This window comes from Glycomyces lechevalierae (assembly GCF_027622945.1).
GTDB classification, from domain to species: domain Bacteria; phylum Actinomycetota; class Actinomycetes; order Mycobacteriales; family Micromonosporaceae; genus Glycomyces; species Glycomyces rutgersensis.
This window is the reverse complement of sequence record NZ_JAPZVQ010000005.1, coordinates 262674-276976: the sequence shown is the minus strand read 5'-3', so window position 1 is coordinate 276976 and position 14303 is coordinate 262674. Positions and strand designations below refer to the sequence as shown.

11 protein-coding genes and 1 tRNA gene are annotated in these 14303 nt (G+C 70.9%); 6 read left to right on the top strand and 6 right to left on the bottom strand.

The genetic code is table 11. The features are described 5' to 3' along the window. Positions 1 to 338: 338 nt before the first annotated feature. The 3 genes from O2L01_RS11655 to O2L01_RS11645 all read right to left on the bottom strand — a co-directional run bounded on the left by O2L01_RS11655 (position 339) and on the right by O2L01_RS11645 (position 2971). A complete protein-coding gene (locus tag O2L01_RS11655) occupies positions 339 to 1052 on the bottom strand; it encodes a hypothetical protein (RefSeq protein WP_270122099.1) in 714 nt (237 codons plus the stop codon). A gap of 67 nt (positions 1053 to 1119) precedes the next feature. Further along, the gene (locus O2L01_RS11650) at positions 1120 to 2085 is read right to left on the bottom strand and encodes an ATP-binding cassette domain-containing protein (protein WP_270122098.1); all 966 of its coding nucleotides are present in this window, start codon (positions 2083 to 2085) and stop codon (positions 1120 to 1122) included. A gap of 250 nt (positions 2086 to 2335) precedes the next feature. Beyond that, a complete protein-coding gene (locus tag O2L01_RS11645; protein WP_270122097.1) occupies positions 2336 to 2971 on the bottom strand; it encodes a GntR family transcriptional regulator in 636 nt (211 codons plus the stop codon). Between the two features lie 106 nt (positions 2972 to 3077). Here O2L01_RS11645 and cysS point away from each other — a divergent pair, with 106 nt between their 5' ends. The 3 genes from cysS (at position 3078) to O2L01_RS11630 (ending at position 8638) form a co-directional block, all read left to right on the top strand. After that, a complete protein-coding gene (gene cysS / locus O2L01_RS11640) occupies positions 3078 to 4475 on the top strand; it encodes a cysteine--tRNA ligase (protein ID WP_270122096.1) in 1398 nt (465 codons plus the stop codon). Between the two features lie 109 nt (positions 4476 to 4584). After that, positions 4585 to 5598, top strand: coding sequence for a 23S rRNA (guanosine(2251)-2'-O)-methyltransferase RlmB (rlmB, locus tag O2L01_RS11635; protein WP_270122095.1), 1014 nt, complete (start codon positions 4585 to 4587; stop codon positions 5596 to 5598). Positions 5599 to 6055: 457 nt separating this feature from the next. After that, positions 6056 to 8638: an Hsp70 family protein gene (locus O2L01_RS11630; RefSeq protein WP_270122094.1), complete on the top strand. Its 2583-nt coding sequence runs from the start codon at positions 6056 to 6058 to the stop codon at positions 8636 to 8638. A gap of 48 nt (positions 8639 to 8686) precedes the next feature. On the opposite strand, the gene O2L01_RS11625 is transcribed toward O2L01_RS11630, so the two are convergent. After that, complete coding sequence (locus O2L01_RS11625; protein ID WP_270122093.1) at positions 8687 to 9271, bottom strand: hypothetical protein; 585 nt, start codon at positions 9269 to 9271, stop codon at positions 8687 to 8689. A 222-nt stretch (positions 9272 to 9493) separates the two neighbouring features. Here O2L01_RS11625 and O2L01_RS11620 point away from each other — a divergent pair. Next, positions 9494 to 9570: transfer RNA gene (locus O2L01_RS11620), tRNA-Thr, on the top strand. A gap of 2 nt (positions 9571 to 9572) precedes the next feature. On the opposite strand, the gene O2L01_RS11615 is transcribed toward O2L01_RS11620, so the two are convergent. Both O2L01_RS11615 and O2L01_RS11610 read right to left on the bottom strand, forming a co-directional pair. Continuing rightward, positions 9573 to 10547 carry a hypothetical protein gene (locus tag O2L01_RS11615; protein ID WP_270122092.1) on the bottom strand — a complete coding sequence of 325 codons (975 nt, stop codon included), beginning with the start codon at positions 10545 to 10547 and terminating at the stop codon, positions 9573 to 9575. A 166-nt stretch (positions 10548 to 10713) separates the two neighbouring features. Beyond that, on the bottom strand, positions 10714 to 12417 hold the full coding sequence (locus tag O2L01_RS11610) for an N-6 DNA methylase (RefSeq protein WP_270122091.1): 1704 nt from the start codon (positions 12415 to 12417) through the stop codon (positions 10714 to 10716). Positions 12418 to 12547: 130 nt separating this feature from the next. Here O2L01_RS11610 and O2L01_RS11605 point away from each other — a divergent pair, with 130 nt between their 5' ends. Continuing rightward, positions 12548 to 13180, top strand: a complete 633-nt coding sequence (locus O2L01_RS11605; protein WP_270122090.1) for a hypothetical protein — start codon at positions 12548 to 12550, stop codon at positions 13178 to 13180. Positions 13181 to 13481: 301 nt separating this feature from the next. Beyond that, positions 13482 to 14210, top strand: coding sequence for a hypothetical protein (locus tag O2L01_RS11600; RefSeq protein ID WP_270122089.1), 729 nt, complete (start codon positions 13482 to 13484; stop codon positions 14208 to 14210). Positions 14211 to 14303: the final 93 nt, after the last annotated feature.

The window sequence follows — 14303 nt, the reverse complement described above, 5'->3', positions numbered from 1 at the left end:
CCGCCCCCCACCCCCCACCTACCTCTAACTCCCCCCACCCCGGGCGCCCGGGGGGCCCCCCCCGCCCCCCCCGTCGTGTTCGGCGGGCACGCCGAACACCGGTCGTCTCGCGATTTTCGGGCCCCCGGTCAAAACCCTGACACGGGGGTGCGACAGCGGGATGTTCGAAAAAACGGCCTGCGCCGCAAGGCGTTCGGCGGGCACCTCGAACACCGGTCGTCTTGCGGATTTCGGGCCCCCGGTCAAAACCCTGACACGGGGGTCCGACAAGCCGCTGTTCGAAAAACGGCCCGAGGCAGATGCCCCGGGCCGTTCGTCGATTCGTCTCGCCTACTCGCTTAGGCGTCGCGCTTCTTGAACAGGGTCCAGGCCGCCGCGATGATCACGGCCGCGAAGACCGCGAAGACCGCACCGGAGCCCCAGCGGCCGAAGTAGTCGAAGTCCGGCATGCCCGGAACCGTCATCTCCGTCATGTCGACCTGCATCAACCGGGCACCCGACGAGAACGGCAGGAACTTCACCACCGGCACCAGCCAGTCCGCCGCCGGCAGGAACGACAGCCCGAAGATCAAGTTCTCGATGATCAACGGCGCCAAGAAGATCACCACCAGCGCCGAAGGCACACCCCGGAACAGCAGCCCCAGGCCCAGCCCCGACAGCGTGTAGATCAGCGTGTACACCACATAACCCACCAGCGCCGACCGCAGCGGGTCCTCGAACAGGCCCGGCACGTCGCCCCAGAATGCCAGCAGCGTCAACGCGTTCAGCGCCAGCGAGAACACCGTCACCGCCACCGTCACGGCCGAGACCACCAGGATCTTCGCCGCGATGAGCCGCGACCGCTGCGGCAGCGCCGTCAGTGTCGGCTGGATCGTGCCGTGCCGGTACTCGTGCCCGGTTGCGAAGATCCCGATGATCGCCATGAACACGGCCAGGAACGGGATGCCGAACGCCGCGCCGCCGTTGAGCCCGGCCGCGGCCGTCGTCTGGTCGAGCGGCTGATCCGACACCGCGATCCCCGCGATGACCGGAATCGCGAGCGCGCAGAGCACACCGATCCCGGTGAGCCAGTACGTGGACCGCAGCGTCGTCAGGCGCGTCCACTCGTAACGAAGGGCGTCAAGCATTGTCGGCACCACCGGTCTTCGTAGCAGGGGTCTTGGCGGCGGGAGTCTTCCCGAGCGGCTCGGCCGCGACGAACTCCTCCGAGGAGCCGGTCGCGGACATGAACGCCTCTTCGAGCGAGGCGCTGCGCGTGGACAGCTCGGACAACTCGACGTTCTCGGTGAACGCCAAGTGCCCGACCGCGCCGATCTCCATGCCGGAGACGACCAGCTCGCCGTCCTTGCCCTTCGTGACGGCGGCGCCCGCGCCCTCGAGCGCGGTCGCGAACCCGTCCGCGCTCGGGCTGCGGACGATCACCGTGGACTGCGTGAACTCGCGCACGAACTGGTCCACGACGCCGTTGAAGATCATCGTGCCGCGCCCGATCACCACGAGCTCGTCGGCCATGAGCTGCATCTCGGACAGCAGGTGGCTGGAGACGAAGATCGTGCGGCCCTCGGACGCGAGGTGCTTGAGCATGTCGCGCATCCAGTGGATGCCGTGCGGGTCGAGGCCGTTCGTCGGCTCGTCCAGCAGGAGGATGCGGGGGTCGCCGAGGAGCGCCTGCGCGAGGCCGAGCCGCTGCGCCATACCCAGCGAGTAGCCCTTCGGCTTCTTGCGTCGCACGGTGCCGAGGCCGACGAGCTCCATGACCTCGTCGACCCGCTTGTCGCCGATGCCGTTGGCGCTGGCGAGCATCCGCAGGTGGTTGCGGGCGGAGCGGGTGGGGTGGAACGGCTTGGCCTCGAGGAGGGTGCCGACCTTGTTCATGGGGCGGCGGATGTCGGTGAACGACTCGCCGTCGAAGAGGGTCTGGCCCTCGCCGTGGTCGAGGCCGAGCATGAGGCGCATGGTGGTGGACTTCCCGGAGCCGTTGGGCCCCAGGAAGCCGGTGACGACGCCGGGCTGGACGTCGAACGACAGGTGGTCGACCGCGACGGTCTTCCGGTATCGCTTGTACAAGCCCTTCGCAGTGATCATCAGGCTCCAATCGGACTGAGGGGTAGGGCTGTGCCGGGCGGGACGGGGTCTCGCGGACGGCCGGGCGGGACGCGGTCCCGCGGACGCCGCCAGTCTATGAGGACGTACGCCCTGCGCACACCGACTCGCGGACGGAGATCCACCTCGTTCCCAGGGAGGAGAGGGGGCTGCAGCGCAGTACCGGGGTACTACGGGGCACGCCGGGTACGCGGTGCGGCGTGCCCGTTGGGGTTCCGACGCGGCCGGCTCCTCAACCGCCTTCGGGGCGCCGCGCTCTGCCGCCGTCCAGGTGCTCGTTCACCAGGCGCTCAAGGCGATCGGCGTCCTGGTCGGCGATCGCGTCGAACAGCAGCCGGTGCTCCTCGGCGACGCGCAGGAAGTCCTCGTGCCGGCCCAGGAGCCAGCGCAGGCGGCTGCGCATCGTCTGCCACACCTCGACGAGCATCCGGTTCCCGGCCAGATCGGCGACGGTCTCGTGGAAGTCGGCGGCCGCGCGCCGGGCCGCGACGCCGTCGCCCGCCCGGGCCGCCGCGAGCTCGGCGTCGAGCACGTCCCGCAGCAGTTTGAGGCCGTCGTCGGTGCGGCGCTGGGCGGCGAGGCGGAACGTCATCGCCTCCAGGCCCGACCGCACTTCCACGAGGTCGGCGATGTCGCTCGGCGTGAACTCCCGCACCACCGCCCACGTGCGCGGCCGCGACGTCACGAGCCCTTCGGCGACGAGCGCCCGGAGCGCTTCGCGGACCGGGACGCGGCTCACGCCGAGCCGGTCGGCGATGTCGCGCTCCACGAGCCGGCTGCCCGGAGGCCGCACCCCGTCGAGGATGTCGTCGCGAAGCCGCTCGACGACCCGCGCCGACTCAGGCGCCCCATCGGATGCAACTGCCACGCGCACATTCTCGCACCGGCGCGCCGCCGTCCCGCCTCCGCGACGCGGCGCGGACACGCGGACCGGGGCGGGGCCCAGGCGTGGCCAGGTTGTCTAGACTTGACGGGTGAGCCTGCGACTGTACGACACCGGCACCCGATCCGTCCTCGACTTCCAGCCCCGGAAGCCCGGCGAAGTCGGCGTGTACCTGTGCGGCCTCACCGTCCAAGGCCCGCCGCACATCGGCCACCTCCGCTCCGGCGTCTCCTACGACGTGCTCATCCGGTGGCTGCGCCGCAGCGGCTACAAGGTCACCTACGTGCGCAACGTCACCGACGTCGACGACAAGATCCTCGTGCGCGGCGAGGAGCAGGGCCGCCCCTGGTGGTCCATCGCCTACGCCAACGAGTGCATCCTCTCCGACGCCTACGCGGCCCTCGGCGCCGAGCCGCCCACGTACGAGCCGCGCGCGACCGGGCACATCACCCAGATGATCGACCTCATCCAGGAGCTCATCGAACGCGGCCACGCGTACGTCACCGGCGCCGGCGACGTCTGGTTCGACGTCGCCTCCTGGCCCGAGTACGGCGCGCTGTCGCACCGCCGCCCCGAGGACATGCTCTCCAGCGCCGAGGCGGGCGCGAAGCGCGACTCGCGCGACTTCGGACTCTGGAAGGCGCACAAGGCGGGCGAACCGGCCGACGCCGCGTGGACCTCCCCGTGGGGCCCCGGCCGCCCCGGCTGGCACATCGAGTGCTCCGCGATGGCCCGCCGCTACCTCGGCGACGCGTTCGACATCCACGGCGGCGGCACGGACATCATGTTCCCCCACCACGAGAACGAGCTCGCGCAGTCGAGCGCCGCCGGGTTGCCGTTCGCCAAGTACTGGGTGCACAACGGGATGCTCAACCTCGCGGGCACCAAGATGTCCAAGTCCCTCGGCAACACGCTGTCGATCGGCGCCCTGGGCGAGAAGGGCTTCGGGACGGCTGCGATCCGCTACTACCTCACCGGCGTCCACTACCGGTCGGCCGTCGACTTCTCCGAGGACGCCCTCGGCGAGGCCCGCTCGGCCTGGGAGCGCCTGTCGAACTTCGTGCACCGCGCCGCCGAAGCGCTCGGCGCCGAAGCGACGATCGGCGGCTCGCTCGCCCCCGGTTTCACCGCCGCGATGGACGACGACCTCAACACGCCCGCCGCCGTCGCCGTGATCCACGACATGGCCCGCGAGGGCAACGCCGCACTTGACGCGGGTGATGACGCCGCCGCGGCCCGCCACGCCGCCGCCGTCCGAGCTATGCTCGACCAGCTCGGCCTCGACCCGCTCGACCCGCACTGGGACGACCCGGGGGACGCGAAGCTCCACGGCGCTGTCGACGCGCTGGTGAAGCTCGCGCTCGAACAGCGCGCCGAGGCCAGGGCCCGCAAGGACTACGCGGCTGCCGACCGCATCCGCGACGAACTCGCGCACGCCGGCATCACCGTCAAGGACACCCCTCGCGGTCCCGTATGGACAGTGGACTAGGCGAAGCTTCGCGAGCCTTGAACTCCCGGCGTCGCCCGCCGAGCCCGAACCGCGCCGGTCCGGGCCGCGCCGCCGCCTGCAACTACCGAGACCTGGGGAACCGAGACCGATGAGCACCAAGGGTGGACACCCGAACCGCCGCAAGACCTCCAAAGCCGGACCGAAGATCGGCTCCGGCGGCGGCAAGAAGGGCCTGGCCGGCAAGGGGCGCACCCTCAAGGCCGAGGACCGCCCCTGGCACAAGGAGTACCAGGGCGACGACAAGCCCCGCAAGACCCAGTGGAAGCAGTCCAAGGAGCGCGCCAAGGCCGCCGCCGAGGGCCGCACCACCAACATCGGCAAGGCCCGCCCCACCGGCCGCACCCAGTCCCGCCGCCGCGACGACGAGCCGGAACTCATCCTCGGCCGCAACCCCGTGCTGGAGGCTCTGCGCGCCAAGGTCCCCGCGACCGCGCTGTACGTGGCGTTCGGCACCGAGCTCGATGAGCGCGTCGCCGAGTCCGTGCGCCTCGCCGGCAACCGCGACCTCCCCATCAAGGAGCTCGCCCGCCGCGACCTCGACCGCCGCACCAACAACGCCCTCCACCAGGGCATCGGCCTCCAGATCGAGCCGTACCAGTACTCGGAGTTCGAAGACCTCCTGGAGATCAGCCGGACCTCCGGCACCGCGCCGCTGCTCGTCGCCCTCGACGGCGTCACCGACCCGCGCAACCTCGGCGCGATCATCCGCTCCGCCGCCGCGTTCGGCGGCCACGGCCTGATCATCCCGTCGAAGCGGGCCGCCTCCGTGACGGCCGTCGCCTGGCGCACCAGCGCCGGCGCCGCCGCCCGCCTGCCCGTCGCCAAGGTCGTCAACCTCACGCGCACGATCCAGGCCTGCCAGCAGGCCGGCTTCATGACCGTCGCCCTCGACGGCGGCGGCGACGTCGACGTCTTCGACCTCCCCGTCGCGAACGACCCGCTCCTCATCGTGGTCGGCGACGAAGGCAAGGGCGTCTCCCGACTCGTCGCCGAGACCTGCGACCACCGCGCCGGCATCCCGATCTCCTCCGAGGTCGAGTCCCTGAACGCCTCGGTCGCCGCCTCGATCGCCCTCGCCGAAGTCCAACGCCAGCGCCGCTAGCAACCGAAGCGCCTCGACCCGTCGGCGCCGCAATCCCTGCGGCCGCCGACGGCCTCACCCGGATCACTCCACGTGTGTCCTCGCTCACGCCTCGGGGTCGAGCGGCCCCGGATCGTCGTACCCCTCTGTCAGGGTTTTGACCGGGGGCCCGAAATTCGCGACACGACCGGTGTCCGTGGTGCCCTCCGAACCCCCCACCGTCCGCCCGCAGACCCGCCCTCCCGTGTCCTCAGTCACCCCTTCGCTTCCGAGGACCCGGAACTGTCGCACCCCTGCGGCAGGGTTGTTGACCGGGGGCTCGGAATTCGCCAGACGACCGGTGTTCGGGGTGCCCGCCGCGTCTGGACACCCGTGCCGCGACCGACCACAAACGGTCATCCCGTGACCGCGCGATTCGCCGCATCGGACTAACCTGGAGCGACCCTGCACGCCCTAGCGCCCCCGGAGCTGCAACCTCATGCCGGCTGATTACCTCCTGAGCGTCGACCTCGGCACCTCCCACACCGTGGCGGTGCTGGTGTGGCCCGACGGCCGCACCCGGCCGCTGCTGTTCGACGGCTCCCCGGTCATGCCTTCAGCCGTGTTCCTCGACCCGGGCGGCACCATCCACACAGGACGCGACGCCGAGCGGCTCGCGCTCACCGCCCCCGAGCGGTTCGAGCCGAACCCCAAGCAGCGCATCGCGGACGGCACCATGCTCCTCGGCGACCGCGAGATCCCCGTCGCCGCCGCGCTGGCCGCGATCCTCAGCCGGGTCGCCCGCACCGCCGTCGAATCCGTCGGGCACCTCCCCAACACGGTCCTCACCTGCCCGGCCGCCTGGAGCGAGCAGCGCCGCGCCACCCTGCACGACGCGGCCGCCAAAGCCGGGTACCGGCCCGTCAAGATCCTCACCGAACCCGTTGCGGCCGCGCACTACTACACCTCCCGCCTCTCCCACCCGATGCGCCCGGGCCAGGCCCTCGCCGTGTTCGACTTCGGCGGCGGCACCCTCGACATCGCCGTCCTCGAACGCCGTGCGGACGGCTCCTTCGGCGTGCTCGCCGACGGCGGCCTGCCCGACCTCGGCGGCCTCGACTTCGACGCCGTCCTCGTCGCCCACATCGGCGAGACGGTGAAGCAGCGCGACCCCGACATCTGGAAGCGCCTCGAGAACCCCAGCGGCGCAAGCGAAATGCGCAACCGCCGCGAACTCTGGGAAGAGGTGCGCGCCGCCAAGGAGATGCTGTCGCGCTCCTCGGTCGCGCCCGTGACCGTGCCCGACATGGCCCAGTCCCTGCACCTCACCCGCGGCGAGCTCGACCAGCTCTCCCGTCCGCTACTCTCCCGCGCCGTCGGCGAGACCCAGCGGGTCCTCGGCCTCACCGGCCGCCGCCCCGACCAGCTCGCCGGCCTGTTCCTCGTGGGCGGCTCGAGCCGGATGCCCATGGTGTCCAAGGTGCTCCACGAAGGACTCGGCATCGCGCCCACCGTCCTCGAACAGCCCGAACTGCCCGTCAGCGAAGGCGCTGCCCTCGCCCTCGCCGGCCCCGCCCCCGTGACGCCGCCGGCGCAGGTGCCCTCGCCGCCGGTGCCGTCCCCGACGGCCCCGCTCTCCTCGCCGCCCATGCGCTCGGGCAGCCTGCCGCCCGTCACCCCGGGCACGGACGAGACGATCACCCTGCGCCGCAACGAACCGCCGAAACGGAAGCCGAAGATCCCGCCGAAGTGGATCGCGATCGCCGCCGCCGTCGTCGTGCTCGCGATCGCCCTGCCGATCGGCTGGTTCTGGCTCACCAACCCCTACAAGCAGAAGCCCTTCGACGAGGAGCTGGCGCCCGTCGGCGAGGCCACCGCCTTCGGCGGCGAGGTCAACGACGGCGTCTACCAGGTGCGCACCTGGGACGACCGCGCCCTGTTCGCCTACACCACCGCCTCGGGCGACGCGAGCGGCGAAGAGCTCCACCTGCGCGCCGTCGACACCGGCTCCGGCGACCCCCTCTGGGACGCCGACACCGTCGTCGAAGGCGCCGGCTGGGACGGCAACTTCTACGTCTCCGAAGACCTCGTGGCCTTCTCGCAAGAGGTCGGCACGGGTGAGTACCGCTTCTACTTCCTCGACTGGAAGACCGGCGAGATCCGCAACACGATCGACAGCACGGACCCCACGGCCGCCCGTTCCGGCGACCACCTCGTCATCGCCCCCTTGGGCGGCAACGCCTTCACCGTCTACGACGGCGACGGCGAGACCGTCTCGAGCTGGGACCTCGGCAACGCCGACGAAGGCGTCACCGTGTCCAATTGGGACCTCGTCGGCACCCCGGAGGACCTCGAGCACCCTTCGGAGCGCCTCAACGGCAACGGCCGCGTCTGGGCCGTCACGAGCGACAACGTCGTCCACGTCTACGACGTCGAATCCGGCGAAGTCGTGGCCGAGAAGGAGGTCGAGACCGTCGACGACATGTACTACGGCTGGGACGACCTGCTGTACGTCGCCGTCGACAAGGAGACCGGCTACGACCTCAACGTCTACGACATCGAAGAGGGACTGTCCCGTGTGGATGAGCAGAACATCGAGTCCGACACGCCCGCACCGGACCAGGTGAAGGCCTGCGGCGAGAAGCTGGTGTGCGTGCGCGAACCCGTCGCCGACGCCACCGAGGTCTACACCTGGCGGGTCTACAACCCCGACAAGAAGAAGATCGTCCACGTCTTCGACGAGGTCGAGTACCGCTACGTCAACCCGCTCGGCGACCGCCTCATGGTCGAGGAGTACGAAGGCGACGACGCCCGCACCCAGATCTACGACAAGGGCTTCGACCCGGTCGGCAACGACCTCGGCGAACAGGACTTCGAGGCCGTCGACGGCGGCAGCGCCCTCGCCTGGCCCGCGTCCTCCGGCTTCAGCACCACCACCGGCAACGTGATCGGCCTCGGCCGCGACGGCACCCGCTCCTCGCTCCGCATCGACCTCGAGGTCTACGCCTGCGACGCGAGCGAGACCCGCCTCGCCTGCCTCACACCTGAAGGCATGCAGGTCTTCTCCTTCAGGGACGCGTAAACGAAGAGGGGCCCGCACGAGGTGCGGGCCCCTTTTCCGTTCCCCCCCTTAGACGGCACGGACCCTTCGACGAAGCCACCACGCGATCTGCAGCAGCACACCGAGCGCGGGCAGGCCCAGGAACGCCCACGCGAACAGCTCGTCCTTCGTCACCCAGTCGATGCCCGGGTAGTACGAGGTGTCGGAGTACAGCACCCGCAGCCCGATGCCGAGGATCACGCACGCGAGCGCGGCCGCGCCGTACGCGATCCGCCGTCCCGGCAGCGGCCACGCGGCCGCGACGAACACCGCCGCCGCGCCGAAGAAGATGACCATGAGCTCCACGGGCGCAGGGCCGTCGTTGGCGATCATGTAGATGAGGACCGAGAGGTACAGCGCGACGAAGCCCGAGAGCAGCGCCCCGCCCTCGATGAGATATGTCCTGAGCGCCGGGCGCGGCATCCGCCACGACGCCCACAGCAGCCAGGGGGCCGGCAGTGCCATGACCACGATGAAGAGCGGGACGAAGAGCGCAGGGGCGAAGGACTGGACAAGCCCCGAGCCGTAGACGGCCAAGCCCCATGCCACCGGTGCGAGCCCCCACGCGATCGAACTCGCGCGGCCGGAACGGGCGGTTTCCTGTGTGGTGTTCATGGAGCCAGTCTCGCAACCGTACGCAAGCGCCCCACTACCGAAATCGCGCCATCGTTGTAGGGTCCCCACAACGAACCGCCGTCCGGCACCCGCCCGCACCCCACCATTTTCTAGGTTTCCGACAAACGGACCGGCGGTTCCGCGCCGGTTCAGGGCGTGGCGCCGGACGCGCCGGGGTCGGCTAGAATCGATCCGTCCGCGCTGCGACAGCGGCGCTGACCAGCCGGTGTAGCTTTAATTGGTAGAGCAACGCACTTGTAATGCGTAGGTTGCGGGTTCGAGTCCTGTCACCGGCTCCATTTCATTTCTGGGCCGCCTCACGGCGGCACCATGCTCGGGCGTCCGTGCCCGCCATCGCCCAGATGAGGGCGAGTGGGACCAGACAGAGCAGGGCCAGGACCGGCCACGGGCCGGGGCCCGCTTCGGTGAGGTCGAGGACTGCCGCGATGGCGAGCCAGGCCGTGTAGGACGCGGCGAGGGCGAGCGTGGCCCAGCGGGCCCAGTTGCGGTGGTAGGAGAAACCGATGTTCAAGGCGGCGTGGACGATCGCGAGCGCGACGGCCGCCAGCGCCGCCCAGGTCGTGCTTTCCTCCGTGAGGTCCGTGTCGTCGCCGGCGAGTGTCACGAGTCCGGTGGCGCCTGCGTAGAGGGCGGTGGCGGCGGCCGTCCAGAGGAGCAGGAGTGCGGCCACGACCTGCTGGGGCGGTTGCGCGGCGGTGTCGATCTTGGGGCTGTGGCGGGGTGCGTCGCTGTCGCACCAGTTGCGGGCGGGCGGCAGGAGGAGCAGGACGAGGAGCACGGCGAAGAGGAGCGTGGCGGCGAGGCCGGTGCCGGGGTTGAGGCCGGCGCCCGTGAGGATCGCGGCGGCGAGGACGATCGCGGTGACGATGACGACGATGTGCCGGGCCCAGTCGCGGCCGCTGCGGAGTTTCATCGCGAGGAGTCCGCAGAGGACGGCGACGGCTGCGATGAGTGCCGGTTCGACGAATGCCAGTGGGCTCCAAGCGCCTGCGTAGCGGACGCTCACTTCGAAGCTGGTCGCCACTAGGGAGATGACGGCGACCCAGGCGGCGGCGACCGTGAACAGCCAGAGGATGACGATCGCCGCCAGGACGGCCGCCGGGGTGCGGCGCTTCGGCGATTCCGGGGGAGCGGGGGGAGTCGGCGGGGGCGGTCCTGGGGGTGGATTCGAGTCGGCCGCGGGCGTCGCGGGTTCCGGCGGTGCTGCTTGCGGCTTCGGGTCTTGGTCGGGTTCGGGCTGTTCGGCGTGGTCCATGCTGCGGCTTTCGGTGGGCGACGGGAACACCGTCGACGGTAGGACATGCCGCCCCTGCGCACCACCCTCACGCGTTTTCGCAGACGTGTCTTGGAAGGCGGGGTGCGGCGCGGCCCGCACAGCTTCCGCGCGGGCCGCTCCGTGGTCGTGCTCCCGTCTCCGGCCGTCAGTCCTCCACTGTCGCCGTGCCCGAGACCAGGCCCGCCGCCGCTGCTGCCGCGAGGGCGCTCGCTTCGGCTTCCGCTTCCGCCAGGTTCGCCCGCAGGTCCTCGAGGGCGGTGTAGGCGGCTCCGCGGCGTTGCTGGTCGGCCAAGGTCAGGCGGGGGATCTTCACTGAGAGGAGGCGCCGTTTGGCGCCGGTGGCGGTGCGTTTGGTCGCGGTCGGGAGGCGGGCGGTGAGGGCTGCGGCGATCCAGCCGAGGTCGACGGTGGACTCGCAGATAACTGTCCACTGTGTCTCGGTGGCTTCGTTGCGCCACCCGAGGCGCACTTGGGGTTCGCCCACGGGGTCGATGATGACGCAGCGGGCCTTGTCGCTTTCGCCGCCTGGGGTGATGACCAGGTGGCCGTCGCGTTCGAGGTCCGCCAGGCTCGTCTCCGGGGCGCTCTCCTCGGTGCCGGTGCCGAACTGCGGCAACGGGTGTCGTGCGAGTTCGTCGAGGCGCCGGCTCAGTCCGGAGACCGATTCGGCGAGGCTCGCGGCGTCGCCGGTGGCGCTGGCGAGGTAGACGGCGGGGGAGATGTCGACGTCCTCGTCCCATAGGCGCATGAGCGGCACCGTGGCCGAATCGGCGGTCGCGAGCGGCGCGTCGGGGGCGGCGATGAAGGACTGCCAGGCGTCGGCGAAGTCGCCGCCGCCAGAGACGAGCAGTTGGGTGGTCTCGCCGCGCGGGGCGAGGATCCAGATGTGCGCCTTGGCTTCGGGAGAGTCGACGACGGCGCGCAGCGCTCCCCAGCGGAGGAGTTCGGAGCGGATGCGGCGGCCGGTGCGGCGGTGAGCGACCTGGGCGGGCATGCGGACGACCGCGTGGCCGCCGGGGGCGAGGAGCGAGACGCAGTGGAGGGCCCAGGCGAGTTCGGGCTCGGTGCGCGGCGGGGTGCCGTACGCGAGGCGGGGGTCGTCGCCGACGGCGTACTGGTTCGCGCCGCCGTCCTTGACGTTGAACGGCGGGTCGCAGACCACCAGGTCGTACCGTTCCCCCGGGACGGGCGACAGGAGCGAGTCGCCCACGCGCACTTGCACGTCGGCCTGCTCGTCGAGGAGGCGCAGGCGCTGCTCGGCGATCGCGGCGCGAGGTGCGGAGAGGTCCTGGCCGCTGAGGGCGCGGCAGTGGCCGGTGCGGCGGGCGACCTCGGTGAGGAGGTCGCCTTCGTCGCAGGCGGGGTCGTGGACCGCGGGGGTCGGCGTGCCGGCGGTGACGGCGGCGGCGATGTCGGCGAGCGGGGCGATGCCCGGCGGGACGCCGGTGCCGGCGGCTTCGCGGGCGCGTTCGATGAAGAACTCGAAGAGCGCGGAGGCGGGCGTCTCGCGCCGCAAGTCCTTGAGCTCCTTGGCGGTCGCGGGTTCGCCGGTGCCGCCGAAGGCCGCCGCGACCGCGCCGAGGGCCGCCTCGGCGGTCGGGTGCGCGGCGGCGAGGGCGAACCAGAGGCGGTCGGCGCCGGTGACGTCGAGGGCCCGGCCGTGCCGCTCGGCCCACTGCTCCAGTTCGGCGAGGGAGAACCGGGGGCGGCGGGTCGATTCGTCTACGGGGCCCGGGAAGTCGGTCTCGCGTCGGCGCCAGTTGCTGACGGCGTTGCGGCCGACGCCCGCGAGTCGGGCGAGGTCGGTCAGCGTGATGGTCGCGCCTGAGCTGGCGTCACGGGTGGTCATGCGGCTCCCCTGTCTGGATTCACCGAATCGTAGCCCACCCCGCCTTGCTGACGGTTTACACAGTCGACTAGTCTCGTGAAGTGAGTTCACAAGATCTGAACTCCGAACACCGCTCCACAGAAGGTAGATCATGAACCTCGAATTCCCCGAGATCTCGAAGCGCCTCCTCGCCGCCTCCGGCGCCGGCCTCATCGCACTCGCCGCCCTGTCCGCCTGCAGCGGTGAGGACACCGGCTCGGACGACACCTCGTCCGCCTCCGACGAAGCCGCCGAAGGCGCCGCGCAGGACGAAGCCGCGGCGGAGTCCTGCGAGGTCGCCCCGGCCGTGGAAGGCGGCGGCACCGACTTCGCCGCGCCGCTCGAGCTGTGCCAGGCCGGGAGCATCGAAGGCTGGGACGTCGCCGTCACCGCGGTCGAGCTCGACGCGACCCAGACCATCCTCGACGAGAACTTCCTCAACGAGGAGCCCGCCGACGGCTCGCAGTACCTCATGTTCACCCTCGCCGGCACCAACACCGGCGACGCCGCCTCCGACCCGTTCATCGACCTGATGACCGCCGTCGACATCGGCGACATGCGCTACGAGGACACCTGCGGCGTCCTCCCCAACGACCTCGTCGACGTCGGCGAGATCGCCCCCGGCGAGTCCTTCACCGCCAACGGCTGCGTCTTCGTCGACTCCGCCGGCGTCGAGGAGTCGGTGCTCGCCCTCTCCTCGCTCCTCTCCATGGACGAGACCGAGGTCTACTACAAGCTCGGCTGACCGTCCACACCGACCGGAGGACGCGGAGACCATTGGGCGGAACCCGCGTCCTCCTTTGTATCCCAACGGAAACGGATGAAACAGTTCGGTCTCCTTCGGGCTTGACCGAATTGCAACCATGGTGATCCTCGCCATGGGCGCCGCCCAGGGCTTTCGTGAACAGGGCGTATCCCCAGCTCAACGGCGCGACGAGCGGGGAGGTGACGATCCCCTGCGTCTCAGTAGTTGAACCTCTCCCATAGTGTCGCGCTGAATTCCCAAGCACCGTCCCCCCGAGGCGGTGTCGCACAGAAAGCAGCTCATGAACCTGATTTCCGAGACCCCCATCCGGCGCCTCCTCGCCCTCGGCGGCGTCGTCCTCGCGGGCGGCGTCGCCCTCTCCGGCTGCAGCCTCCTCGCGGACGCCTCCAACGACGAGACCTCGGGCACCGAGGTCAGCAGCGAGCAGTACGACGCCGTCGCCGACGCCAAGGCCGGCGACTGCCTCCCCGAGGAGATGCTCGTCGAGGACTCCCCGAACTTCGCGGTGGACTGCTCCGACCCGACCGCGTTCTGGACCCTCACCGCGATCGAGGCCGACCCGGGCCTGACCGCCGAGGCCGACGGCTCCCTCGCGGACCCGACCCCGATCTACGACCTCTGCGGCGAATCCGTGGCCGCGCAGGTGCCCGGCGCGACCTGGAGCGACTGGAACCTGGTCTACGACCAGACCACCTTCGAGGTCAACTACCTGTTCTGCGTCGAAGCCCTCGGCAACCCGAGCGCCCTCGGCACCACCCCGACCGTTCCCGACGTCGGCGAGTGCTTCAACTCGACGGCCGCCGAATTCCAGTACGGCGTCCTGGCCTGTGACTCGCCCGATGTCGACTCCGAGGTCGTCGACGTGTTCGAGGTCGACCCGGCCATGTGGGCGACCGCCGAGGCCGACGCCGAGTCGATGGCGATGGGCGAGTGCGAAGGCGACTGGACCTACTACTCCGCCGCCGTCGACCAGTTCGGCCGCACCGCCGCGATCTACTGCACCAACTGATGCGAAGCCCGGCTCCGGCCGGGCCTGACGCGCGCTCGCAGCGCGCGCGAGAATATGGGCCCCGGGACCTCGTCCCGGGGCCTTTCGCCTGCC